The sequence below is a fragment of the Helicobacter sp. 11-8110 genome (genome assembly GCF_003288905.1).
GTDB classification, from domain to species: domain Bacteria; phylum Campylobacterota; class Campylobacteria; order Campylobacterales; family Helicobacteraceae; genus Helicobacter_D; species Helicobacter_D colisuis.
In genome coordinates, this window is record NZ_NHYL01000001.1 from 101127 (window position 1) to 125812 (window position 24686).

At 33.5% G+C, this 24686-nt stretch carries 22 protein-coding genes; 16 read left to right on the top strand and 6 right to left on the bottom strand.

Annotation, left to right across the window (positions count from 1 at the left end; genetic code table 11):
* Positions 1–49: 49 nt before the first annotated feature.
* Both CCY98_RS00495 and secA read right to left on the bottom strand, forming a co-directional pair.
* The gene (locus tag CCY98_RS00495) at positions 50–1270 is read right to left on the bottom strand and encodes an ABC transporter permease (protein WP_112056656.1); all 1221 of its coding nucleotides are present in this window, start codon (positions 1268–1270) and stop codon (positions 50–52) included.
* Positions 1267–3825 carry a preprotein translocase subunit SecA gene (gene secA / locus CCY98_RS00500; protein ID WP_112056657.1) on the bottom strand — a complete coding sequence of 853 codons (2559 nt, stop codon included), beginning with the start codon at positions 3823–3825 and terminating at the stop codon, positions 1267–1269. The genes CCY98_RS00495 and secA overlap by 4 nt, the downstream gene beginning before the upstream one ends.
* Before the next feature lie 126 nt (positions 3826–3951).
* Here secA and hemE point away from each other — a divergent pair, with 126 nt between their 5' ends.
* The 8 genes from hemE (at position 3952) to CCY98_RS00540 (ending at position 11885) form a co-directional block, all read left to right on the top strand.
* Positions 3952–4971 carry a uroporphyrinogen decarboxylase gene (hemE, locus tag CCY98_RS00505; protein WP_112056658.1) on the top strand — a complete coding sequence of 340 codons (1020 nt, stop codon included), beginning with the start codon at positions 3952–3954 and terminating at the stop codon, positions 4969–4971.
* A 79-nt stretch (positions 4972–5050) separates the two neighbouring features.
* Positions 5051–5566 (top strand): YqhA family protein, encoded by a 516-nt coding sequence (locus CCY98_RS00510; RefSeq protein WP_242099522.1) that lies wholly within the window; start codon positions 5051–5053, stop codon positions 5564–5566.
* 1 nt (position 5567) lies between these two features.
* Positions 5568–6089: a LolA-like outer membrane lipoprotein chaperone gene (gene lolA / locus CCY98_RS00515; protein WP_112056659.1), complete on the top strand. Its 522-nt coding sequence runs from the start codon at positions 5568–5570 to the stop codon at positions 6087–6089.
* Between the two features lie 130 nt (positions 6090–6219).
* On the top strand, positions 6220–7503 hold the full coding sequence (locus tag CCY98_RS00520; protein WP_112056660.1) for a citrate synthase: 1284 nt from the start codon (positions 6220–6222) through the stop codon (positions 7501–7503).
* Between the two features lie 81 nt (positions 7504–7584).
* Entirely contained in the window at positions 7585–8937 is a 1353-nt protein-coding gene (locus tag CCY98_RS00525) for a 3-deoxy-7-phosphoheptulonate synthase class II (protein WP_112056661.1), read from the top strand.
* A 232-nt stretch (positions 8938–9169) separates the two neighbouring features.
* Positions 9170–9841, top strand: a complete 672-nt coding sequence (hsrA, locus tag CCY98_RS00530; RefSeq protein WP_112056662.1) for a homeostatic response regulator transcription factor HsrA — start codon at positions 9170–9172, stop codon at positions 9839–9841.
* Positions 9820–11121, top strand: coding sequence for a HAMP domain-containing sensor histidine kinase (locus tag CCY98_RS00535; RefSeq protein WP_112056663.1), 1302 nt, complete (start codon positions 9820–9822; stop codon positions 11119–11121). Before hsrA ends, CCY98_RS00535 begins: the two co-directional genes overlap by 22 nt.
* Positions 11122–11147: 26 nt before the next feature.
* The gene (locus CCY98_RS00540) at positions 11148–11885 is read left to right on the top strand and encodes a hypothetical protein (RefSeq protein WP_112056664.1); all 738 of its coding nucleotides are present in this window, start codon (positions 11148–11150) and stop codon (positions 11883–11885) included.
* Between the two features lie 17 nt (positions 11886–11902).
* Here the strand turns inward: CCY98_RS00540 and murI are convergent, their stop codons facing one another.
* From murI to CCY98_RS00560, 4 genes are all read right to left on the bottom strand, one after another.
* Positions 11903–12682, bottom strand: a complete 780-nt coding sequence (murI, locus tag CCY98_RS00545) for a glutamate racemase (protein ID WP_112056665.1) — start codon at positions 12680–12682, stop codon at positions 11903–11905.
* A gap of 2 nt (positions 12683–12684) precedes the next feature.
* Positions 12685–14001 (bottom strand): transcription termination factor Rho, encoded by a 1317-nt coding sequence (gene rho / locus CCY98_RS00550; protein WP_112056666.1) that lies wholly within the window; start codon positions 13999–14001, stop codon positions 12685–12687.
* Between the two features lie 196 nt (positions 14002–14197).
* Positions 14198–14800, bottom strand: a complete 603-nt coding sequence (locus CCY98_RS00555) for a LysE family translocator (protein ID WP_112056667.1) — start codon at positions 14798–14800, stop codon at positions 14198–14200.
* A 16-nt stretch (positions 14801–14816) separates the two neighbouring features.
* Positions 14817–15728, bottom strand: coding sequence for an aspartate carbamoyltransferase catalytic subunit (locus CCY98_RS00560; RefSeq protein ID WP_112056668.1), 912 nt, complete (start codon positions 15726–15728; stop codon positions 14817–14819).
* Positions 15729–15881: 153 nt separating this feature from the next.
* On the opposite strand from CCY98_RS00560, the gene CCY98_RS00565 reads away from it, so the two are divergent.
* The 8 genes from CCY98_RS00565 to CCY98_RS00600 all read left to right on the top strand — a co-directional run bounded on the left by CCY98_RS00565 (position 15882) and on the right by CCY98_RS00600 (position 24616).
* Positions 15882–17213 (top strand): UDP-glucose/GDP-mannose dehydrogenase family protein, encoded by a 1332-nt coding sequence (locus CCY98_RS00565; RefSeq protein ID WP_112056669.1) that lies wholly within the window; start codon positions 15882–15884, stop codon positions 17211–17213.
* Complete coding sequence (locus tag CCY98_RS00570) at positions 17207–17704, top strand: hypothetical protein (protein WP_112056670.1); 498 nt, start codon at positions 17207–17209, stop codon at positions 17702–17704. The genes CCY98_RS00565 and CCY98_RS00570 overlap by 7 nt, the downstream gene beginning before the upstream one ends.
* Before the next feature lie 2 nt (positions 17705–17706).
* On the top strand, positions 17707–18435 hold the full coding sequence (locus tag CCY98_RS00575) for a TlyA family RNA methyltransferase (protein ID WP_112056671.1): 729 nt from the start codon (positions 17707–17709) through the stop codon (positions 18433–18435).
* Positions 18395–19270 carry a bifunctional riboflavin kinase/FAD synthetase gene (locus CCY98_RS00580; protein ID WP_112056672.1) on the top strand — a complete coding sequence of 292 codons (876 nt, stop codon included), beginning with the start codon at positions 18395–18397 and terminating at the stop codon, positions 19268–19270. Before CCY98_RS00575 ends, CCY98_RS00580 begins: the two co-directional genes overlap by 41 nt.
* Entirely contained in the window at positions 19271–19975 is a 705-nt protein-coding gene (gene cmoA / locus CCY98_RS00585; RefSeq protein WP_112056673.1) for a carboxy-S-adenosyl-L-methionine synthase CmoA, read from the top strand.
* Between the two features lie 40 nt (positions 19976–20015).
* Positions 20016–21134, top strand: a complete 1119-nt coding sequence (gene dapE, locus CCY98_RS00590) for a succinyl-diaminopimelate desuccinylase (RefSeq protein WP_112056674.1) — start codon at positions 20016–20018, stop codon at positions 21132–21134.
* 224 nt (positions 21135–21358) lie between these two features.
* Positions 21359–23920 carry an alanine--tRNA ligase gene (gene alaS, locus CCY98_RS00595; protein ID WP_112056675.1) on the top strand — a complete coding sequence of 854 codons (2562 nt, stop codon included), beginning with the start codon at positions 21359–21361 and terminating at the stop codon, positions 23918–23920.
* An 18-nt stretch (positions 23921–23938) separates the two neighbouring features.
* Positions 23939–24616, top strand: coding sequence for a putative metalloprotease CJM1_0395 family protein (locus CCY98_RS00600; RefSeq protein WP_112056676.1), 678 nt, complete (start codon positions 23939–23941; stop codon positions 24614–24616).
* Positions 24617–24686 lie beyond the last annotated feature (70 nt).

Sequence of the window (24686 nt, forward strand, 5' to 3'; positions counted from 1 at the left end):
AGCCCACAAAAATTTGTGATTTCAATAAAAATTTTTTGAAAGGGCTTCACTATTCGTTACGCAAAACTTCCAAAGGATTAATTTGAGTAGCTTTTTTGGCTGGATAATAAGAAGAAAAGAAAACAATCGCAAAAGAGCCACACAAAATTGAAAATAAATCAAGTAAGGAAAGTTCTAAGGGTAGTTTTGAACTCCCATAAACATCTGCAGGTAGTGAAATAATAGGGAAGCTTGAAAGCAAGTAAAGAATGATAAAAGCCAAAATACTACCACAGATAATGCCGCTAACACCTATGAAATTTCCCAAATAAAGAAAAGTTTTTTGGATTTCTTTAGAGCTTGTTCCCATAGTGAGCAATAGGGCAATTTCTCGCCTTCTATTCATAACAGTCATCAAAAGAGAGCTGATGATATTAAGAGAAGCCACTAGAATAATTAGCATTAAAACAATAAATAGTGCGCGTTTTTCTAGTGCTAAGGCTGCAAAAAAGTTTCCATTTTGTTCCCACCAGCCAACGATTTGCATTTGTGGATATGATTCTTGGAGAGAAATAATATCTTTTTGTGGATTGTTGGAGTGAATGTGAATGCCATCATAAGTATTTTGAGGGAGATTTTTGATAATTTGCATTGCTTCAAGGCTGGTATAAATATAGCCCTTATCATAAGCAATCAATCCTGATTGAAAGAAGCCATCTACCACAAAGCGCTTCATAGTGGGGCTTAGTTGGATTGCATTGGGAATAAAATCAGTAAAAATCAAAAGTAAATTTGATTGATAATCAAGCCCATAAGAATCTTTAAGGCTTTTGCCAATAATCACACTAAAGATTTCTTTGGATTGATTTTGGTACTGTTGGGATTGGAGATAGGCTTCTTTAAAAATGGGATTAATTTTGCTTTCAAGATTAAAATCCACTCCAAAAACCATAGCACCTTCCATACGATTCCCTATTTTTGAAATTGCTTGAGTTTGGATAAAGGGGCTAAATTGTAGTTGCGGAAAATTGTTTTGCAAATCTTCTAAAGTTTTTTTGGTGATTTTTTCTGGACTACCTTGAATCATAGTGAGTGGATAATTCATAATAAAGAGTTTGCGCTCAAATTCTTTGTCAAATCCATTCATAAGTGCCATTGCAACAATTAAAACCATAACTCCAATACAAACCCCTAAAAATGCTAAAATAGCAGCAATAGAGATGAATGGCTGGTGTTTATTAAATCGTAAATAACGGAATAACAAAAAAGAAATGATTCCTTTTTGTGTCATTTGGCAAAAACTCCTTTTTTAGGACCACTCATTCCGCAACAATTTTTATATTTTTTACCACTGCCACAAGGGCAAGGCTCATTTCTAATGGGCTTCTTTTTAAAAATTGGGGGATTTTCGTGATTAGTTTTCAAGTTTTGATTGCTATTGTTAAGCTTTTGTAGAGCGTTTTTGGCTTCCTCTTCACTCTCTTGATTTGTTTTAAGCTGCACTTTATAAAGCATTTTAATAGTAGTGTATTTGATTTGACCTACTAATTCCAAAAAGAGATTGTAGCTTTCTTTTTTGTATTCTACTAAAGGATCTTTTTGGTTATATCCACGCAATCCTATGCCAGTTTTGAGTGTGTCCATCACATATAAGTGATCTCGCCATAAATTATCTAAAGTTTGCAAATAAACAAGCTTTTCAATTTCGATTCGAGTTTGACTATCTAAAATTGACATTTTCTTATCATAAATTTGCTTCATTTTTTCATCAATTAAGGTTTCAAAGTTATTGTTTTTTTGATAGGAATCTTTTAATTCTTGGATGTCAAGTGTTACATTAAAGTCTTCCAAAGCCATAGCGCAAAGCGATTCTAAATTATCAGAATCATTAAACACTTCAGCTTTTTCTAAAAGCATTGTAATAGCATCATGGCGATTTTCAATGATTTTATGTGAGACATCTTGTGTTGGGTTTAGCAATTCATTTCTTAAGCGATAAATAGCTTTTCTTTGTTCATTTGCGACATCATCGTATTCCAACAAATGTTTTCTAGCTTCAAAATGCATACTTTCAACTTTCTTTTGGGCATTTTCTACAGATCGCGTTACAAGCTTTGATTCAATATGCTCTCCATCATCAAGCCCTAATTTATCCATAATGTTTTTAATCTTGTCACTACCAAAAATACGTAACAAAGGATCTTCTAAACTCAAATAAAATTGACTAGTCCCAGGATCACCTTGTCTTCCGCTTCTACCGCGCAATTGATTGTCAATTCTGCGCGATTCGTGTCTCTCTGTCCCTATAATATAAAGTCCGCCAAGCTCCCTTACTTCATCATTGATTTTTATATCCACACCACGCCCTGCCATATTTGTGGCAATCGTTACAGCTCCCTTGTTTCCAGCATCTTTGATAATTTCGGCTTCTTGAGCGTGATTTTTAGCATTTAACACAGAATGTGGAATCCTTTTGGATTTAAGCAAATCGTGAATCTTTTCGCTTTTTTCAATGGAAGCTGTTCCAACTAAAATTGGTTGCCCCTTTTTGTTTAATTCAATAATTTTTTCTACAAGCGCGTTAAATTTCTCCCTTTCGGTTTTGTAGATTAAATCATTCAAATCCTTTCTTTGAATAGGAAGGTTTGTTGGAATTGAGACAACTTCAAGATTGTAAATTTGTAAAAACTCACTCGCTTCAGTTTGTGCAGTTCCTGTCATACCAGCAAGTTTTTGATAAAGCCTAAAATAGTTTTGATAGGTAATATCTGCAAGTGTTTGGGATTCTTCTTTGATTTTGACACCTTCTTTGGCTTCTAGGGCTTGATGTAATCCTTCGCTAAAACGTCTCCCTTCACTAAGTCTCCCTGTAAATTCATCTACTATAACAACTTCTCCATCGCGTAAGACATAATCTTTGTCTTTTTTGAAAAGTTTATTGGCTTTAAGGGCTTGATCTAGGTGATGAGCAAGAATCGCATTATCAACACTATAAAGATTATCAATTTCAAAAAGTTTTTCTGCGTGGTTGATTCCACTTTCTGTGAGTAGAATCACTTTGTTTTTTTCATCAATAGTATAATCTTCATTTTCTTTGAGCTTTAAGGCAACATTATTGGCAATTTCATAGTTTTTTAAGACGCGGTTTGCTGGTCCAGAGATGATAAGAGGTGTCCTTGCTTCATCAATAAGAATTGAATCTACTTCATCAACGATAGCAAAATAATGCTCTTTTTGCACTTTTTGATTAAAGTCGTATTTCATATTGTCGCGCAAATAATCAAAACCAAATTCATTATTTGTTCCATAAGTAATATCACAAGAATATTGAGCCAAGCGGTGCGAATCATCATAAATTCCACTTACAATTACTCCCACACTATATCCTAAAAATTCATAAAGTGGTCGCATTGTTTCTGCATCTCGTTGCGCAAGATAATCATTTACTGTTATGATATGCACACCCTTTCCTAGCATCGCATTAAGGCAAACAGGCAAAGTAGCAACTAATGTTTTTCCTTCCCCTGTTTTCATTTCTGTAATCTTACCTTCGTGTAAAACCATTCCACCAATAAGCTGAACATCAAAATGTCGCATATTTAAAACCCTTTTGCTAACCTCACGCGTGATTGCAAAGGACTGATAAAGAATTTTGTTCAACTCTTCTTGTGGATTCTTGGAAGCTTGGACTTGATTTTTGAGCTCTTGAAATGAATTTTTAAGCTCTTCATCACTTAAAGTAGCATATTTTGATTCAAGCTCATTGATTTTTTTAATTTGTCTTTTATAATGCCCAACTAACCGGTCATTTTTACTATTTAGAATCTTTTTAATTAGTGAAAACATTTACTCCAACCTTAGCTTCAATTTTTGTCTAAAGCTTTATAAAATAAAAAATAATTTCAAAAATTTTAGCATAAATGGAATTTTACTTAGATAAAATGCGAAAAATATTTTAGGTAAAGGAAAAAAATGATTTTTATTGATGCGTGTTTTGGTAGAGAAACCCCTTACACACCTGTTTGGTTTATGCGACAAGCAGGGAGATATTTAAGTGAGTATAGAGAAACAAGAAAGCAAGCGGGCGATTTTTTATCCCTTTGCAAGAATCCTAAACTAGCTTCAGAAGTTACCTTACAACCCATAGAGATTTTAGGAGTTGATGCGGCAATTCTTTTTAGTGATATTTTAGTGGTGCCAATGGAAATGGGAATGGAGCTTGGATTTTTTGCTGGAGAAGGTCCGAAGTTTGCACAAACTATTCAAAGCGATAAAGATTTAAAAGGGCTTAGTCAAGATTCGCATTTATCGCTAAATTATGTCTATGACACGATTTCAATGACGCGTCAAAAACTTGCTAAAGACAAAGCATTAATTGGATTTTGTGGAGCACCTTGGACTTTGGCAACTTATATGATAGAAGGGCAGGGAAGCAAGACTTATAATGAAACCAAAAAATTACTTTATTCTAATCCGCAATTTTTGCATAATTTACTAGAGTTAATTACACACAATCTCAAAAATTATCTTGAATCGCAGATTAAAGCAGGAGTGAATGCGGTAATGATTTTTGATTCTTGGGCAGCGGCTTTAGAGGAATCAATGTATTTGGAGTTTGGATTTGAATATTGTAAAAAAATCGCTTCTTTTATCAAGCAAAAATACCCAGAAATACCAGTTATTTTATTTCCTAAAGGAATTTCGGGCTATTTAGATAAAATTGATGGAGAATTTGATGTTTTTGGAGTGGATTGGAGCACTCCACTAAGAATTGCTAAAGAGAAATTGGGAGATAAATATGTTTTGCAGGGTAATTTAGAGCCTTGTAGAATATATGATGAAAAATCAATGCTTGAGGGCGCTAAGGAAATCTTAAATTTAATGCAAGGCAAAAGGCATATTTTTAATTTGGGGCATGGAATGCTGCCAGATTTACCACGAGAAAATGCCATTAAATTAGTCGATTTTATTCATCAATATCATTTTAAATAAAAACAATCCAATTGTAGAGGCTTCTTTAAGTGGATTGTCGCTATAATAAAATAATTTTAATTTGTAAAGGAATAGTATTTTGGAAGCATTGCGTATCATTTTTGAAAAGTTAATGTGGAATGCCCGTTTATTTATTATCTTTGCTGTCGTTCTATCTTTAATTGGAGCTATTTTACTTTTTGTTGTGGCAAGTGTGGATATTATCAAAGCAGCTAAAAATACTTTTTTGTATTATATGCATCTTTTGCCTGCAGGATCAGATATTCATACTATTTTGCTCAATACCATTATTATGGCAATTGATTTGTATTTAATTGCAGTAGTATTGTTAATTTTTGCCTTTGGATTATATGAGCTTTTTATTTGTAAAATTCAAATCAAAGATGAAAGTAGCTCTAAGGTCTTAGAGATTCATACGCTTGATCAACTTAAAGATAAATTAGCTAAAGTGATTGTAATGGCACTAATTGTAGCCTTTTTCTCTAAAGTTCTTAATATGGGAATGAAAAATACACAAGATATGTTATATTTTGCTATCTCTATTTTAGCTTTATCAATTGGTTTGTATTTTTTGCATAAAGATTCAAAGCATTAAAATGTTGTTAAGATTTTTATTGATATTTTTTCTTTACTTAAGCTCTCTAAATGCACAAGAAATTAAGGCATTACAATCTATGCAAGCCTATTTTACTCAAAGGCTTTTCACTCAAGACAACACCCTTCTTTATAAAGGAGAGTTCTTTGCTCTTGCGCCACATTTTGTGCTTTGGAAATATAAAAGCCCCATCCCCAAAGAGATTTATATTAATAAAGATTCAATGATTATCTATGAGCCAAAGCTAGAACAAGCTATTTATAGCACCTTAAAAGAGAATCTGGATATTTTAACCCTGATTAAAAAAGCTAAATTTATTAAAGAAAATCACTACATAGCAGAACTTTTGGGACAAAAATATTATTTATTCTTTGAGGAAGGCATTTTAAAGCAAATTTCTTTTGTGGATGCAGTGGGGAATTCTGTTGAGATTCTTTTTGAAAATATACAAACTAATCATTCAATTAATCCAGAAATTTTTAAATTCAAGCCAACAAGCAATCTTGATATTCTTTATAATTAACTTTTTAGTAGAAATGTGTAAAAAAATAGCAATAGCCTTTTTTTTCTCCCAAAAATTAATTTTTTTTTGACTTTTATCAAAAAGTGCATTACAATACTTAGTGACCAAGAAAATGATTTAAGGAGTGAATATGGCAACAATAACGCTAATCAATAACGAAACTGGTGAAAAATTTGATTTTGATTTAATAGAATGCACAAGAGGACCCAAAGCGGTTGATTTTAGTAAATTATTTGAAAGAACTAATATTTTTTCTTATGATCCAGGATATGGTTCTACCGCAGGTTGTGAATCAACTATTAGCTATGTTGATGGCAAAAATGGTAAATTGCTTTATAAGGGCATACCTATTGAAGATATTGTAAAAAAATATAAATTTACTGATGTTGCAAAGCTACTTATTACAGGTGAAGCCCCTAAAGATGAAAAGGAATCAAAAGAATTTGATTTGGAATTGCGACATCGATCATTTTTGCACGAAGGGTTGATTAATATTTTTAGTGCCTTTCCTGATAATGCTCATCCAATGGCAAATTTAAGTTCTGCAGTGGCAGCATTATCTACTTTTCATTTTGATCATAGGGATATGGATGATGAGGGAGACTATCAAACAATGGCGCGCAGAATCATTGCAAAAATTACTACTTTAGTAGCCTTTTCTTATCGTAATTCTATCGGAGCACCTTTGATTTATCCAGATATTGAGCGGGGTTATGTGGAGAATTTCTTATATATGTTGCGCGCTTATCCGGGTGGAAAGCTCAAACATACCTTAAATGGTAGTGAAGAGATTTCTGATCTAGAAGTTGAAGCGCTTGATAAAATCTTTATACTTCATGCTGATCATGGTCAAAACGCTTCAACAACAACCGTTCGTAATGTTGCCTCTACAGGTGTGCATCCTTATGCAGCGATTTCTGCTGGAATTAATGCACTTTGGGGACCTGCTCATGGTGGTGCAAATGAAAAGGTTTTGGTGCAACTTGAAGAAATCGGAGATGTAAAAAATGTAGATAAGTTTATCGCACGCGTTAAAGACAAAAGTGATCCATTTAGGTTAATGGGCTTTGGACATCGTGTTTATAAAAGCTATGATCCACGCGCAAAAGCAATCAAAGCACTCAAAGATGAGCTTAATCAAAAGGGTATTAAAATGGACGCAAGATTGAGTGAGATTGCCGAAAAACTAGAAGAAGTGGCTTTGAATGATGATTATTTCAAAGAAAGAAATTTATATCCAAATGTAGATTTTTATAGTGGAATTATTTTAACAGCACTTAAGATTCCAGTCGCATTATTTACGCCAATTTTTGTTATAGGAAGAATGCCAGGTTGGTGCGCACAAGTAATGGAACACATCAAAAATCCACACGCAAGAATCACACGACCAAGACAGGTTTATTTGGGAAAATAATTTAAAAATACCCTTAGGGTAAGGGCAATTTTATTTTGGGTTTGCTAAGATACGAAAATATTTTAAAACTAGGGAATATCAATGTCTAATAAAGAGTGGAACCCACAAAGTTGGAGACAAAAGATAGCGCTCCAACAGCCTATTTACAATGATTTAGAATTTTTAAAAAGCGTTGAAGAGCAATTAAGCAAATATCCTCCATTGGTTTTTGCTGGGGAAGCACAACGCTTAAAAAGTCATCTAGCTAAGGTTTCAAGAGGTGAGTCTTTTTTGCTACAAGGAGGGGATTGCGCAGAAAGCTTTTCCGACTTTAACGCTATAAGAATCAGAGATTTGTTTAAAGTGATTCTGCAAATGGCAGTAGTTTTGACTTATGCAGGGGCTTGCCCCATTGTTAAGGTGGGGCGTTTAGCAGGACAATTTGCCAAACCAAGATCAAGTGATACAGAAACAATTAATGGAATCACTTTGCCAAGCTATCGTGGTGATATTATTAATGATATTCAATTTACAAAAGAAGCAAGGGAAGCTGATCCAATCCGAATCTTGCAAGCTTACAATCAATCTGCTGCAACTTTAAATCTCATTCGTGCTTTCGCACAAGGCGGATTGGCAGATTTAAACCAAGTGCAAAAATGGAATTTGGATTTTGTTCGTGGAGCTTCAAGTGAGCGCTATAAGGAAATGGCAGATAAAATCACTCAAGCATTAGCTTTTATGGAAGCGTGTGGACTTAATTCAAGTAATACCCCAATTCTTCATGAAACTGAATTTTTTACTTCTCACGAGGCATTGTTGTTAAATTACGAAGAAGCTTTGACGCGTAGAGATCATTTAAGTGGTAAATGGTATGATTGTTCGGCACATATGCTTTGGATTGGAGAGAGAACACGCAATCTAGATGGTGCACATTTGGAATTTTTAAAAGGTGTAGAAAATCCCATTGGAGTAAAAATTGGACCTAATGCTACAAAAGAGGACATTTTAGGAATCTGTGAGATTTTAAACCCAAAAAATGAAGCCGGAAGATTGAATTTTATCATCAGAATGGGAGCTAATACCATCAAAGATAAACTTCCAAAACTACTTCAATCTGTTAAGGGCGAGGGTAGGGAGATTGTATGGAGCATTGATCCGATGCATGGAAATACAATCAAGGCTAGCAGTGGTTATAAAACGCGCACTTTTGATAGCATTTTAGAAGAAGTTAAAAGCTTTTTTGAGATTCATAAAAGTATGGGAACTTATGCAGGTGGAGTGCATTTAGAGATGACAGGTGAAGATGTTACAGAATGTATAGGTGGTATGCAAGCTATTACTGAAGAAAATTTAGGATGTAATTATAACACACAATGCGATCCGCGTCTAAATGCTAGTCAAGCTATAGAATTGTCATTTTTGATTGCCGATGTTTTAAAGAATCGCAAAATTTAAGAAGCGATGCTAATCAATAAAATGAGTAGATTGGAAATTTTGTTGATTGGCAAAAGCACTTGGATTTGTGTGAGTTAGTAAAAGTTTTTGCCATATTGGTTTGTTATCTTGGGAAAATAAGATTGGTAAAATATTTTTATTAAATTTTTATAAAAGTTTTTTTAAAAATAGCTAAATATTATGTTATAATTTTGGCAAACTTTAAAAATCTATTGAGAGATAAGGATATTAAATGCGAATCTTGATTATTGAGGATGAAATCAGTCTTAATAAAACGATGACAGAGGGATTAAATGAGTTTAATTACCAAACAGATGTGGCAGAGAATCTAAAGGATGGAGAATACTTCATTAGCATTAGAAATTATGATTTGGTTTTGGCAGATTGGATGCTACCTGATGGTAGTGGTTTAGAAATTATCAATCAAGTCAAAAGTAAGTCTCCACGCACTGCTGTTGTGATTATTTCTGCTAGAGATGATGCTGAAAGTGAAGTTGAAGCGTTAAGAGCAGGTGCTGATGACTTTTTGGCAAAACCTTTTGATTTTAATGTTTTAGTAGCTAGAATTGAAGCTAGATTGAGATTTGGTGGCACAAACTTAATTGAAATTGAAGATTTGATTATCAATCCTGATGAAGAAAAAATTACTTACAAAGGGCAAGAAATTGAACTAAAAGGGAAGCCATTTGAAGTTTTAACGCACCTTGCAAGGCATAGAGATCAAATTGTCTCTAAAGAGCAGTTGTTAGATGCAATTTGGGAAGAGCCAGAATTAGTTACACCAAATGTCATTGAAGTAGCAATTAATCAGATTCGACAAAAAATGGATAAGCCTCTAGATATTGCTACAATTGAAACGGTTAGACGAAGAGGTTATAGATTTTGCTATCCCAAAGGAGCGTAAGAGGTGATTATACGCGACAAATTACTATTTCCTTTGTCGTACTTTTAATTGCCTTTTCATCTGCGCTTTATAATTATCTCTACTTTAAGGTTTATGATAACATTAAAAATGAATTACAAGCTAAAGTGCAACATATTTTAGCAAATAATATTAATTATTCAACAAAACAAACTTTTTACATTCAAAGCACAAATATTTTAGAATCTTCTACGCTACAATTATCAATTATTCCACAGAAAATCACTAATATGCAGTATATAGAAGAAGAAGAATCAAAGCAAGTCTATTATTCTATTTTAAGTCCTTACAAAAATAATAAAGCCATTAAAATCACAAAAAATATCACTAAAGAAAAGAATTTCCTAGATTATTTATTTAATGCGATAGTTCTTTTGAGTTTTTTTGCTTTAATCTTGATTTTGCTTTTTGCTTTAGCGTTTTCTAGTATCCTTTATAAGCCTATTCAAAAGCTTTCATTTACCTTGCAAAGAATTAAAGAAAATGACCTTGAATTGCTTGATAGCAAAGAGCTTCCTTTAGAATTTCATCCTTTAGTTCTCTCTGTGAATAATCTTTTGGAGCGAATCAAAAATTACCTCGGCAGCCAAAAACAGCTTTTTATCGGTATTGCTCATGAGTTAAAAACTCCATTAGCGGTTATGAAAACTAAATGCGAAGTTACTTTGATTAAAGAAAGAGAAAAAAGCGCCTATATTGAAGCTTTAAAAGAGAATATTCATAGTATTAATGAAGCCAATGCAATTATTAAAACGCTTTTGGATTTAGGAAGACAAGAGAGTGCCCAGTTTGAAAAATCAAGCCTAGTAGATGTCAATAAAATACTAAAAAATATTGCCAATAATTTTCAAATTTTAAGCAAAAAAGAGGGTAAAAAATTTTTGGTGGAGATTCCACAAGAAGAAATAATGATTACTTTAAAACCAACGCTTTTAACACAAATTGTGCAGAATTTTTTGCAAAATGCTTTTAAATTCACGCCCCAAGGCAAAAGTGTGTTGTTAAAAAGTAGTTTTGATAATGAAGTTTTAAAAATTATTGTGATTGATGAGGGTTGTGGGATTGATTCAGAATTAGATGATATTTATGCACCATTTAGGAGAGCGGGTAATAAAAGTGGTGCTGGACTTGGATTGTTTTTGGCTAAAAATGCAGCCAATACGCTAGGTGGAAGTATTTCGTTACAGAATCGTTTAGATAGACAGGGTAGTATTGCCACTTTTGAATTAAGAATCAGTAAATCTTGGAACAGAAATTGCTAAATATCTTGTGAAAACAAGGAGTGTTTATGCGATGGATTATTTTATGTTTTTTTATTACCTTAGCTTTTGGGGCACCAAAGGTTGAATTTAAAAATTCTTGTGTCCCTCTCTCTCAATTTTCCAATGCTCAAAAAGAAATATTATTCCGCGCTTATTTGGCGGGTAAAAATGATGGGTTTGGCTATACGCTTGCAGCAATTGCGTGGCAAGAATCTTGTGCTGGAGAATATAAAATGAATTTTCAAGATCCAAGCGCAGGGATATTTCATGCCTATATTCCTGGTGTTATTAATCGTTATCCTAAATTAAAACAAAATGGTTTCACGCAAAATATGGTTGGTGCAATGTTGGTTGAAGATGATGAATTTGCCACGCAAATTGCCATTTCAGAATTAAAATTCTGGGAGAAACAACACAAAGGAAATTGGCGTAACATTATTAAATCTTATAATAAAGGCTATAGCTGGCAAAAAAATCAACACGCTAATTTTCAAGCAGAAAAATATTATCAAAATATTACAGCTAAAGTAAAACAACTCCAAAAATATTTTCATTTTGATTTTGTCTATGAGGCTGCCACTACTCAAAAAAGCAATTTAGAACGCCCTAGTAAAAGTGAAAAAATGAGTGAATATTATGCCAATGCCTCAAAAGAAAGTGATTTTATGCTTTTACCTATTTATCAAAGAGACAATGAATTTGCAAGTCCTCTAAAGCAGAAAAAAACTATTATTCAAGATTTTGAGTTAATGGAGAGCTATTAAGAATATGTCGGTTATATTTATTTGATTGTCTGAAGCCATAAGTCTGCTGTTTTCTTGAGCTTTTCTAAATTATCGCTCGCATAAAATGTAACTTTTGAATGGGTTTTAGAAGTTTGTAGTGTGTATTTTGTTTTAAGATATTCCATAATCGCAATCCCTGAATGAATTAAAATTGATTTTTCAAGCTTGGGGAATTGATTTTGAAAATAATTGGCAATTGCTTTAGAAATTAATGGAAAATGTGTGCAACCAAGAATGATTGCATCGGGCTTTTCTATGTAGTCTTTAAAATAATACTCCATAACTGATTCTAAAATTTTCCCATCAAAAATCCCTTCTTCTACAAGTGGAACAAAAAGACTTGTTGCAAGTCCATTTATACAAGAATAACCTTGATCTTTGAGTAGTGTTTGATAAAGTTGGCTTTGAATTGTGGCTTTTGTGCCAAGCACAAGAATCTTGGCATTTTTATTTTGTAGATTATTAGTTAATGCTAAAACTCCCGGTTCAATAACACCAATAATTGGATAATCTGTGGCTTTTTGCATCGCTCCTAAACCATGAGCACTAATGGTATTACAAGCTACAACAAGCAAATCCAATTTAAATTGTTTGAAAAAATCTAGAGCTTCTAGGGAGTATTGTATGATAGTTTCTTTACTTCTTGTCCCATAAGGCACTCTAGCAGTGTCGCCATAGTAGATAATTTCATCAAAAGCTTTGGAATCAATGAGATTTCCAAGAACGCTAATGCCACCCACTCCGCTATCAAAAACTCCAATTCTCTTTGGAATCATTTTTAATCCTTAGCGCTATCATTCATCATATTTAAAAATTCTTCATTATCTTTGGACTTTTGCATTTGTGAGTAAAGGAAAGTTAAGGCATCAATTTCATTATTCATTTGATGAATGGCATTGCGCAAAACCCATACTTTTTGAAGTTTGTCGTGTCCTAATAACAATTCCTCTTTTCTTGTTCCGCTTTTTAAAATATCCATAGCTGGATAGATTCTGCGCTCTGCAATATGTCTAGCAAGAACAATCTCACTATTGCCTGTTCCCTTAAATTCCTCAAAAATTACTTCATCCATTCTTGAACCTGTCTCAATCAATGCAGTTGCAATAATAGTAAGAGATCCACCTTGTTCGATATTTCTTGCAGCACCAAAGAAGCGCTTTGGTTTGTGTAATGCGTTGGCATCTACTCCACCACTTAGCACCTTTCCGCTACTTGGAGTTGCAGTATTATAAGCTCTTGCAAGGCGTGTAATTGAATCAAGTAAAATTACGACATCTTTGCCCATTTCTACCATTCTCTTGGCTTTTTCGACGACTAGTTCAGCCACGCGAGTGTGATTGTTAGCAGGCATATCAAAAGTAGAGCTATACACTTCACCCTTTACACTTCTTTCCATATCAGTAACCTCTTCAGGTCTTTCATCAACAAGCAAGACAATGAGTTCTATTTCGGGATGATTTTTTGTAATTCCATAAGCGAGTTCTTTCATTAGCTCTGTTTTACCAGTTCTTGGAGGTGCAACAATCAAAGCGCGTTGCCCTTTTCCAATAGGTGCAAAGAGATCCAGCATTCTTCCTGTGATTTTAAAGCTATTGTATTCAAGTCTGATTTGTTCTGTAGGGAAAAGTGGGGTGAGATTGTCGAACAAAGGACGATTCTTCATCTCTTCAGGAGATTGATAATTAATGGCTTCTACTTTTAAAAGCGCATAATACCTTTCTTGATCTTTTGGGGAGCGCACTTGCCCTGTTACAATATCTCCATTTCTTAGTGCAAAGCGCCGAATCTGCGTGCTACTCACATAAGCATCATTTTGAGATCCTGAGAAGTTTTCATCAATGGCGCGTAAAAATCCATAACCTTCGCCTGTGATCTCTAAAATCCCAGTAAAGAGAATAAAACCACCTTGACTAACTTGGGTTTTTAGAATCTCAAAAATTAAGTCCTGTCGCAAAAATTCTTGAGGATTTTCAATTCCAAGTGATTTTGCAATTTCTGCGAGTTTATTGATAGGCTTAGCCCTTAAATCTTCAATGGTATAGCCTTCAACGGGAGTGTGAGTTCTCATTTTTTGATCTTTTTTGTTTTGAGACATTTAAAACCTTTATTAAACGCAAAAACTTTGCAAATTTCAGCAATTTTAAAGATAAAGTGGGGATTAAAGTAATTCTTGGGTTTCCCTTAAAATGTAGTTTTCAAAGTTTTGCAGAAATGAAATTTAGATAGGGAATTTTATTCTAAAAGCTAAGAGTTGTCAAGATAGAATCTTATCTTTTAATGCTAGATTTGATTTATAAAAGTGGCAATATGGTTTGAAAGCTAGAATAAAGCAACCAAATTCCAAAGCATAGAAAAATAATACTACAAATTTTATCAATTTTATCAAAAAGGGTATTGGTAATAAAGCGCCTAAAAAATGTCCCCACAAGAATCACGCTAAAAAAAGCCAAGGAAAGTGCAGATAAAAGAATAATAAAGCTAACTTCTAAATTATTTTGAATAAAGGGCGAGATGATAGTGGCAAAAAATAAAAAGGCTTTAGGATTAGAAAGATTAATCAATAAGCCCTTTAAATAAAGTGAAAAACTTTTTTGTTGGCTTTGGGAAAAATTAATGTGATTTTTGCTCTTTTTAAATAAAAGATAAGCAAGATAGATGAGATAGATTCCGCCAATACTGCTGAGTGTAACTTGAATAAATGGGCTATTAAAATAGCTTGTAAATCCCAAATAAATTAAACCTAAAAAAATCAACCAACCGCTAAAGATTCCTAATAAACTAATCACTCCTTGCTTAAAACCCAAGGTAAGGGTGTTTCGTAAAACAAATAAAATGTCGGGTCCTGGGATTAATGCAGCTGTAAAACCAAGGACAAAAAGCAGAGCTAATTCCATAAAATCTCCAAATATTTTAAAAATAGGGAAAATTTTGGACTTTTGGTGTGTCACTTTGAGTGATAAGTGTTTCTAAGACAGCCATTCTTATTGCAACTCCATGAGTAACTTGTTCTAAGACTTTGCAACGCGGATCTTTTAGCATTTCATCACTAATATCAATATTACGATGAACTGGTCCTGGATGAAGCAAAATAATATCTCGCTCACCTAACATTTCTCTGGTGATACAATAATCATTAGCGTAGTCTTTTAAACTAGAATAAACGGGCAGATTGTGTCGTTCTGTTTGTGTCCTTAGGCTCATAACCGCATCAACCTCATCAATAACCTCTTTTAAATAAAGATGGTGCCTTAACTGATTTTTAGGGATAAAATGGGGTGGTCCTATTAGAATTACTTCCATGCCAAAACGACTTAAAAGCTCGATGTTGCTATTAGCAACGCGCGAACTTTTAATGTCTCCTACAATCGCGATTTTTTTTCCCTCTAAATTGCCCAAATGTTTTTTGAGTGTTAATAGATCCAAAAGAGCTTGAGTGGGATGAGCGTGTGCGCCATCACCTCCATTAACAATACTGCAAGAAACATAGCGTGAAAGAATATTTGGAACTCCTGAGCTTTTATGTCGCACAACAATAGCACTAGGACTCATTGCATTAAGATTGGCAGCGGTATCAAAAAGTGTCTCGCCCTTTGAAGTGGAGCTTCTTGAGACATCAAGTCTAACAACGCTACCGCCAAGTCTTTTGGTAGCAACTTCAAAGCTAGAAAGTGTGCGGGTGGAGTTTTCAAAAAAAATTGTGATAATAATATGATCTTTTAGAGTATTTCTTATTTTACCATCTAAAAATTGTTCGGCTAAATCCAAAATTTTTTGTATTTCTTGTTTGCTAAAATCAGTAGTTTCAATCAAATGTCGTGGCATTCTTACATCCTTGAAAAAAAGAATTGGATTGTAGCTTTTAAACTTAAAAATATAGGCTAGATTTTAACTTTAATTTCCTTTAAACTTCCTTTGTTTTGTGGGCTGTTTTATGATAGAATCCGCTCAAAATATTTGACTTTAGGGTTTATTTGTATGAATATTGCAGTAATTGGGACAGGTTATGTTGGGCTTGTAAGTGGGACTTGTTTTGCTGAAATGGGAAATAAAGTGTATTGTGTTGATGCTATAGAATCAAAAATTAAAGGCTTGAAACAAGGCAAGATTCCCATTTATGAACCTGGATTAGAAGAACTTGTGATAAAAAATTATCAAAGTGAAAATTTGCATTTTACCACTTCTGTGTGTGAAGCTCTAAAAAGTGCTGAAATTGTCTTTATTGCTGTTGGGACACCTATGGGTGAAGATGGTAGCGCGGATTTACACTTTGTAATGGAAGTGGCAAAACAAATTGGGCAAACTATGCAAAAGCCATTGATTGTGGTTAATAAATCAACTGCACCTATAGGAACGGCACAAAAAATTAAAAGTATTATTACAGAAGCACTCCAAGAGCGAAATTTGGAAATAAACTTCAGCGTGGCAAGCAATCCTGAATTTCTTAAAGAAGGTGATGCTATTAATGATTTTTTAAAGCCTGATAGAGTGATTATTGGAGTAGAAGATTCTTGGAGTAAAGAGATATTAAAAGAGCTTTATGCACCTTTTAGTAGAAATCATGATCGATTGATTATTATGGATATTAGGAGTGCTGAAATGACAAAATACGCTGCTAATGCAATGTTAGCTACTAAAATTAGCTTTATGAATGAAATTGCTAATATTTGCGAAGCAGTGGGTGCTAATGTCAATGAAGTGCGAGTGGGGATTGGCAGTGATAAGCGCATTGGATATAGCTTTATTTACCCTGGTTGTGGTTATGGCGGAAGTTGTTTTCCTAAAGATGTAAAAGCTTTAAGCAAGATTGCTTATGATGCAGGAATAAATCCTAGAATTATCAATGCAGTAGAGCAGGTTAATTTAAAGCAAAAAAAGATATTGGGTGATAAAATTATTAAGCATTTTGGCGAGGATTTAAGTGATAAAAGTTTTGGAATCTGGGGGCTTAGCTTTAAGCCTGAAACTGACGATATGAGAGAAGCTACTTCGCTTGTATTGATTAATGAGTTAATTGCGCGTGGAGCGATTGTTAAAGTATATGATCCAAAAGCAATGGAAGAAGCAAAGAATTTTTATTTCAAAGATACACCTAATCTTTTATATGCTAAAAACAAATACGATGCTTTAAACTCTTGTGATGCTTTGGTGTTAGTTACAGAGTGGAAAGAATTTAGAAGTCCTGATTTTTTGGAAATTAAGCAGCGATTAAAAGAAGCAATTATCTTTGATGGCAGAAATCAATATAATGCTAAAAGGCTTAAAGAGTTGGGATTTATTTATTATGAGATTGGAGTGAAACAATGTTAAAGGGAATGCTGTTTTTTGTGGTTTTGTTGTTTTTTGGGTGTGAAGCCAAAAAGAGCGGTTTGATACCCGAAAAATTAGAAGAATCTTATATACAAGCCACAAGAAAAACAGAGTTAATCGCCAAGGGAAACACTCAAGTGGTGGTTATCGCAACACATTTAAATGAATATGATTCTCAAAAATATTCAAGAGATGAGGGAGAAGTTTTCTTTTTGGATATTTATGAAGCCAATGGTAAAAGAAATATTTTAAAAAATGGTTATGAATTAACATTAAATAATGGCGTGAAACCTACAAAAATTATTCAATTAAAAAAAAAGGACTTAGAGGGATTAATATTGCAAAATGCAACGCAATGGGGGGAATATTATCGTATAGAGTTTCCAAAGCAAGATAAACGCACACAAGATAGATTAATGCTTATCTTATCTCACAAAGATTTTGGAGAAAACACATTAAGATTTGGTTTTAAAAAAATTACAAGACCTTAAACATGCGTTTAGACTTATTTTGTGTTCAACAGGGTTGGTTTTACTCTAGAAATAAAGCGCAAGAAGCGATTCAAAAAGGCGCTATTTGGGTTGATAATCGTGCAGTTTTAAAAAGTTCTTTTGAAGTTTTGGAAAATACCAAAGTTGAGTTGAAACAAGAAAAATACTTTGTTAGCAGGGCAGGTGAAAAGCTTTGGAATTTTTTAGAAAATAATCCCATAGAAATTACAAATAGTATTGTACTAGATATTGGTTCTAGCACGGGTGGATTTACGCAAGTAATGTTGCAAAAAGGTGCAAAGGAAGTTTATTGTGTTGATGTTGGCAAGAATCAACTTCATAAAGACTTAAGAGGGGATTCTAGGATTTATCTTTTTGAAGAAACGGATATTAGAAAATTCACCCCTAAAGAAAAGAACAAGATTTTTGATATTATTGTGTGCGATGTCTCTTTTATTCCCATTCAAAAAATCTTTCACTCTCTTAAAGATTTGATTGGAAATTGGCTAATTTTGCTTTTTAAGCCACAATTTGAAGTGGGAAAAGAAGCTAGGCGCAACAAAAGAGGAGTGGTGCTTGATGAAAAAAAGATACAAGAAGCCCTTTGGCAAACTATTATTTTTTTGGAAAAACAGGAATTAAAGGTTATTAAATATGAAGAATCTTCAGTTAGAGGAAAAGAAGGAAATATTGAATTTTTTATCACTTGTCAAAGAAAAAGAAAAAGCTAAGCATTTCACAAGCGTTGCTTTAGGGAAGTTTGATGGTATGCACATCGCTCATCAAGTAATCTTTAAGGCTTTAGATTATCAAGGAATGATTTTGTGTATTGAATCAAATAGGGGTGAATTGCTTCCTAAGCCTTATAGGGATTTTTATACACATTTTCCTATTTACCACCTTGCTTTGGATATTGTCAAAGAAAAAAATGATATTGAGTTTGTGGAGTTTCTTATGGAGATTCTGCCTAATCTCAAACAAATAGTGGTGGGATATGATTTTCGTTTTGGGAAAAATAGAAATTATTATACTTTTGATTTAAAAAAACATTTTAAAGGCGAAGTGATTGTAATTGGTGAAGTGTTTTATAAAAAACTCTCTGTGCATAGTGGATTAATTAAAGAATTATTGATTAATGGTAATTTAAAATTAGCCAATAAGCTTTTGGGGCGTGAATTTGAAATAAGAGGAAAGATTATCAGCGGACAGGGCATAGGAAAAAAGCAGCTTTATGCCACGATTAATTTAGAAAATGATGGTTTTTTGCTTCCTCAAGAAGGTGTATATGCAGGGTTTATTCAGCTAGGCAAACAAAGTCATATAGCTCCTAAGTATCCTGCAGTTATTTTTGTTGGAAATCGTATTAGCACTGATAAGAGCTTTGCAATTGAAGGGCATTTGCTAGGTATTGAATTAGAAGTCCAAGAAGCAGAAGCCGGTTTTTATTTTTATAGAAAGATTCGAGAAAATGAATATTTTGATACTTTGGAAGCATTAAAAGATCAAATCAAACAGGACATTAGCCAAGCCTATAAGCTCTTAAAAATCAAGCCAAAGGAAATTTAAATGGATAAGATTTTTACAGAATCACCACAAAAACAATTTGAATTTGATGAGAAAGTTGCAGGAGTTTTTGATGATATGCTAAGTCGCTCTATCCCGCATTACAAGGAAGTTTTATCTCTAAGTGCGGATTTTGCTTTAAAGTTTGTTAAAGAAGATTCAAACCTTTTAGACTTAGGGACTTCCACAGGTGCGATGCTAATAGAAATTGCCTCCAAGGCGGATTTTAAAGTCAATCTTTTTGGGATTGATAATTCTAGCTTTATGTTAAAACACGCTAGAAATAAATTAGAAGCTTATGGAATGCAAGCAGAGCTTATTTGTGGTGATATTTTAGAGGAAACTTTTCCTAAATGCGATTGTATTATTGCTAATTACACTTTACAATTTATTCGTCCATTGCAACGAGAAAAATTAGTCCAAAAAATCTTTGATTCGCTTAATGATGAGGGTGTTTTTATTTTGTCTGAAAAAGTGATTTGCGAGAATAAGCGGCTTGATTATGAGATGATTGATTATTATCTTAAGACTAAAAAAAAGCAAGGTTATAGTGACTTTGAAATCGCAAAAAAGCGAGAGGCTTTGGAGAATGTATTGATTCCTTATAGTGAAAATGAAAATAAAAAAATGTTGCAAAATTGTGGTTTTAAATATGTTGAAACCTTTTTTAAATGGGTGAATTTTGCGAGTTTAATTGCAATGAAATAAAAATTAAATAAGCTATAATCTAAATTTTAAAGGATTTTAAATGCAGAGTATTGAAATGTTAAAAAAGCTTGTAAGTTATCCTACTATTACTCCAAAAGAATGTGGAATTTATAAATACATTAAAGATTTTCTCTCTGATTTTAAGGTTTTGGAATTTGAAAAGGAGGGGGTAAAAAATTTATTTTTATACAAGGAATTTGGAGAATGCAAAACGCATTTGTGTTTTGGGGGGCATATTGATGTGGTCCCAGCAGGAGAGGGTTGGGAGAGTGATCCATTTATTCCTATGCAAAAGGGTGAGTATCTTTTTGGTCGTGGAGTGCAAGATATGAAAGGCGGAGTGGCTGCTTTTTTGTGTGCAATAAGGGAATTTGTAGATAAAAAAGGCTACTTTAATGGAATTTTATCTGTCTTGCTAACAAGTGATGAAGAAGGAGATGCGATTTTTGGAACAAAATATGTTTTAGAAGAATTACAAAAACTTGATTTACTTCCTAAATATGCAGTTGTTGCAGAACCAACTAGTGTTAATAGATTTGGGGATATGATTAAAATTGGTCGGCGTGGATCCATTAATGGAAAACTCACGATTTATGGAAAACAAGGTCATGTAGCTTATCCTAGCAAATGCATTAATCCAGTGGAGCTGATTGCACCTATCTTATCTAAAATAGCAGGTTTTAATATGGATAGTGGGAGTGAGGAATTTGAGCCAAGTAAAATAGTTATTACTGATATACGAGGGGGAATGGAAGTGGTTAATGTAACTCCCAATGATTTGAAAATAATGTTTAATATTAGAAATTCTCCCCAAACAAGCTTACAAGATGTAGAAACTTATCTAAAAAATATTTTAGGAGACATACCGCATTATTTAGAATTAAAACAAAGTTCAAAGCCTTTTTTGACAAATTCGAGTAACTTTATTGTAAAAAAACTTTTAGAATCACTGCAAAATACATTAAAAATAACACCCACTCTAAGCACAAGTGGGGGAACAAGTGATGCAAGATATTTTGCAGAATATGGTGTAAAAGTCGTGGAATGTGGAGTTTGTAATGATACGATTCATTCGGTTAATGAAAGAGTTAAAATAAGCGAGGTAGAGGAGCTAAAATCGGTTTTTGTTGAATTGCTACAAAGGTTTAATGGGGAATAAAAATGAACAATTTTAAAGTATCTTTAGAAGTTGCAAAGGGAAATAAAATATTTTATTTCGCTATTGGTTTAATTGTTGATGCAAAAAGGATTTAACAACATATTATTTGCTTGCTTGATTCTTGTGTTAAGGAAGTAAAAAACTAAAAAATTAAAGAAAGATTTTAATACAAAAAAAGTAGAATTGTGAAAATATTTCTTTATATATTTGTTAAAGGTTTCTATATGAAAAAAGATGTTCGTGCTTTATTCTTGGAGTTCTTTCAAAGCAAAGGGCATAAGGTTTATGAATCAATGCCTTTGGTGCCTGATGATCCCACTTTGCTTTTTACCAATGCAGGAATGGTGCAATTTAAAGATGTTTTTACCGGAAAAGTGCCTACTCCAATCCCAAATATTGCTACAAGTGCTCAACTTTGTATTCGTGCGGGTGGAAAACATAATGATTTAGAAAATGTCGGTTACACTTCAAGGCATCACACGCTCTTTGAAATGCTAGGAAATTTTAGTTTTGGTGCTTATTTTAAAAAAGAAGCTATTGCGTATGCGTGGGAATTTGTAACGGAAGTTTTAGGTTTTAGCAAAGAAGTGCTTTATGTTACGATTCATGAAAGTGATGATGAAGCGTTTGAATTATGGAAAGAACATATTGATTCTAGTCGTATTAAAAGAATGGGCGATAAAGATAACTTTTGGCAAATGGGTGATACAGGACCTTGTGGTCCTTGTAGTGAAATTTTTGTAGATCAAGGTGCAGAAAAATTCAATGGTCCAGAAGATTATTTTGGGGGTGATGGTGATCGATTTTTGGAGATTTGGAATCTTGTTTTTATGCAATATGAAAGAGATGTTGAAGGGAATTTAAAGCCTCTTCCAAAGCCAAGCATTGACACAGGAATGGGATTAGAGCGCGTTATGGCATTATTAGAGGGCAAGAGTAGCAATTTTGATTCTTCTATTTTTATGCCTTTGATTGCGAGAGTTGAAGAAATTGTTGGACAAAAGTATTTTTATGAAAGTGGCGCGAGTTTTCGCGTTATAGCCGATCACGCTAGAGCGGTTGCATTTTTACTTGCACAAGGTGTAAATTTTGATAAAGAGGGCAGGGGCTATGTGCTAAGAAGAATCTTGCGTCGTGCTGTTAGACATGGGTATTTATTGGGAATGAGAAAACCATTTGTCTATGAAGTTTTAGAAAGCGTGTGCGAGAATATGGGTAGTCACTATCACTATTTAAAAGAAAAAAAAGAAATCATAAAAACACAATGTAAAGCTGAAGAAGAGCGGTTCTTTGAGACTTTGGAAAATGGTATGAATCTTTTTGGCAAAGAGCTTGAAGCACTCAAAAAAGAAAAATCAAAGGCTCTCTTTAGTGGAGAAATTGCCTTTAAACTCTATGATACTTATGGTTTTCCGCTTGACTTAACACAAGATATGCTAAGAGAAAATAGCTTTGGTGTGGATATTGATAGCTTTGAAGCGTGTATGCAAAAACAAAAAGAGCAAGCCAAAGCAAATTGGAAAGGAAGTGGAGATAGTATTCAAGAGGGTGATTTTAAAGCATTGCTTTCAAAATTTGGAGAAAATGTTTTTATTGGTTATGAATGTGCAGAATCTAAATCCAAAATTTTAGCTTTGCTTGATGAGAGTTTTAAGGAAGTTAGAACCTTGCAAGGTAAGGGCTATGTGATGTTTGATAAAACACCGCTATATCCGCAGTCTGGAGGTCCTATTGGTGATAAAGGAAGAATCTTACAGCAAAATGAAATTGTAGCAACCATTACAGATACCAAAAAATACTTTGGATTAAATATTTCTATGCTAGAAACTCTAAAGCCTCTAGAAGTAGGGCAAGAAGTTTGGATAGAAGTAAGTAAAGACAGATTAGAGATTGCCAAACACCATAGTGCAACTCATTTATTACACAAAGCCTTAAGGGAAGTCTTGGGAGAACATATCACACAAGCAGGAAGTTTGGTTGAATCTAATCGTTTGCGCTTTGATTTTTCTCACCCCAAAGCACTAAGTTTTGAAGAGTTAAATAAAATTGAATCATTAGTAAATGAAAAAATCCTTGAAGCTAATCCACAAATTTGCGAAGTTATGGGTATTGAAGCTGCCAAATCCAAGGGGGCTATGGCACTTTTTGGAGAAAAATATGGAGAAAATGTAAGGGTTATTAGTTTTGGTGATTCAATTGAGTTATGCGGCGGTATCCATGTGGAAAATACGGCTAATATTGGAAGTTTTTATATTACCAAAGAAAGTGGTGTAAGTAGTGGAGTTAGAAGAATCGAAGCGGTGTGTGGTAAAGCAGCATACTACTATGGAAAAGAAGCTTTGAGTGAAATAGCCGCTGCAAAAGAGGTGCTAAAGACGCAAAATTTGCTAGAGGGTATCAAAAAGCAAAAAGAGCAAATTAAAAACTTAAAATCTCAAGGCGGTAATGCCAAAAGTGAAATTAATAATCTAAAAATCCAAGAGATTAATGGAATTTCTATGGTGATTCAAAGCTTTAGTGGTGGTAATATTAAGGAAATCATTGATGAAATTAAAAATAAATATGAAAAAGTGATTATTTTGCTTATTGATGATGCTGGTAAAATCGCTGCTGGGGTTAAAAATGCTCCTATTAAAGCAGGAAATTGGGTTAAAGAAGTCGCTAAGGTAATGGATGGTAATGGTGGCGGTAGAGATGATTTTGCCACAGCCGGTGGTAAGGCGCTAGATAAGATAGAAGAAGCACTAAAAAAAGCAAAAGAATTTGTGCTACAATACCTATCATAAAGTTTTCTAAGGAAAAAAATGCAAATAGGGAATTTTGGATTTTATTCACAAAACAATCTTAATGTTTGGAAAGAAAAAACAAATATTTCTCAAAATTTAGAAACTAGTTCAAAATTTAATAAAGATTCTAGTATTCAAAATACAAATGAAGACAAAGAAAAAAATAAAAATAAAAATACGCAAAATATCAATGGCAAAGAGCTTGAAGCTGATGAAGTGCAGTATGTGCGCGAACTAGAAAGCATTGATAGAAATGTTAAAGCCCATGAAGCAGCGCATATTGCAGCAGGAGCAGGTGTAGTTAGTGGGGGAGCAAGCTATGGATACACAAGAGGACCTGATGGCAAAATGTATGCTACTTCTGGAGAGGTGCCTATCTCAATAAAAAAGGGTAGCACTCCTGAGGAAACTATTCAAAATGCAAGACAGATTGTAGCAGCCGCTATGGCACCTGCTGATCCAAGTCCGCAAGACTATAAAGTCGCAGCTAGTGCTATGCAGATGGAAAGCCAAGCTCGAACAGAACAAGCTCAAGAACGAGCAAAAGAAAATGAGGAGCTTCTTAAAAAACAAGAAGAACAAAAACAGCAAGAGGATAAAAAAACATTTTTTAATGATAAAAAAAGAGAATACGCTCTGCAGATTTACACACAAAACCAAAGCGCCTATCAACCTAGAGTTGAAATTGCAGGATAAATATAATATACTTTTTAGCTTTTAATCCATTGTTTTAATAAAAGTTACATTTTAGCCTTTTTTTTGAAGT

Coding starts and splice junctions, on each gene's coding strand:
- CCY98_RS00495 (WP_112056656.1), bottom strand. CDS start 1,270: ATGACACAAAAAGGAATCATTTCTTTTTTGTTATTCCGTTATTTACGA.
- secA (WP_112056657.1), bottom strand. CDS start 3,825: ATGTTTTCACTAATTAAAAAGATTCTAAATAGTAAAAATGACCGGTTA.
- hemE (WP_112056658.1), top strand. CDS start 3,952: ATGATTTTTATTGATGCGTGTTTTGGTAGAGAAACCCCTTACACACCT.
- lolA (WP_112056659.1), top strand. CDS start 5,568: ATGTTGTTAAGATTTTTATTGATATTTTTTCTTTACTTAAGCTCTCTA.
- CCY98_RS00520 (WP_112056660.1), top strand. CDS start 6,220: ATGGCAACAATAACGCTAATCAATAACGAAACTGGTGAAAAATTTGAT.
- CCY98_RS00525 (WP_112056661.1), top strand. CDS start 7,585: ATGTCTAATAAAGAGTGGAACCCACAAAGTTGGAGACAAAAGATAGCG.
- hsrA (WP_112056662.1), top strand. CDS start 9,170: ATGCGAATCTTGATTATTGAGGATGAAATCAGTCTTAATAAAACGATG.
- CCY98_RS00540 (WP_112056664.1), top strand. CDS start 11,148: ATGCGATGGATTATTTTATGTTTTTTTATTACCTTAGCTTTTGGGGCA.
- murI (WP_112056665.1), bottom strand. CDS start 12,682: ATGATTCCAAAGAGAATTGGAGTTTTTGATAGCGGAGTGGGTGGCATT.
- rho (WP_112056666.1), bottom strand. CDS start 14,001: ATGTCTCAAAACAAAAAAGATCAAAAAATGAGAACTCACACTCCCGTT.
- CCY98_RS00555 (WP_112056667.1), bottom strand. CDS start 14,800: ATGGAATTAGCTCTGCTTTTTGTCCTTGGTTTTACAGCTGCATTAATC.
- CCY98_RS00560 (WP_112056668.1), bottom strand. CDS start 15,728: ATGCCACGACATTTGATTGAAACTACTGATTTTAGCAAACAAGAAATA.
- CCY98_RS00565 (WP_112056669.1), top strand. CDS start 15,882: ATGAATATTGCAGTAATTGGGACAGGTTATGTTGGGCTTGTAAGTGGG.
- CCY98_RS00570 (WP_112056670.1), top strand. CDS start 17,207: ATGTTAAAGGGAATGCTGTTTTTTGTGGTTTTGTTGTTTTTTGGGTGT.
- CCY98_RS00575 (WP_112056671.1), top strand. CDS start 17,707: ATGCGTTTAGACTTATTTTGTGTTCAACAGGGTTGGTTTTACTCTAGA.
- cmoA (WP_112056673.1), top strand. CDS start 19,271: ATGGATAAGATTTTTACAGAATCACCACAAAAACAATTTGAATTTGAT.
- dapE (WP_112056674.1), top strand. CDS start 20,016: ATGCAGAGTATTGAAATGTTAAAAAAGCTTGTAAGTTATCCTACTATT.
- alaS (WP_112056675.1), top strand. CDS start 21,359: ATGAAAAAAGATGTTCGTGCTTTATTCTTGGAGTTCTTTCAAAGCAAA.
- CCY98_RS00600 (WP_112056676.1), top strand. CDS start 23,939: ATGCAAATAGGGAATTTTGGATTTTATTCACAAAACAATCTTAATGTT.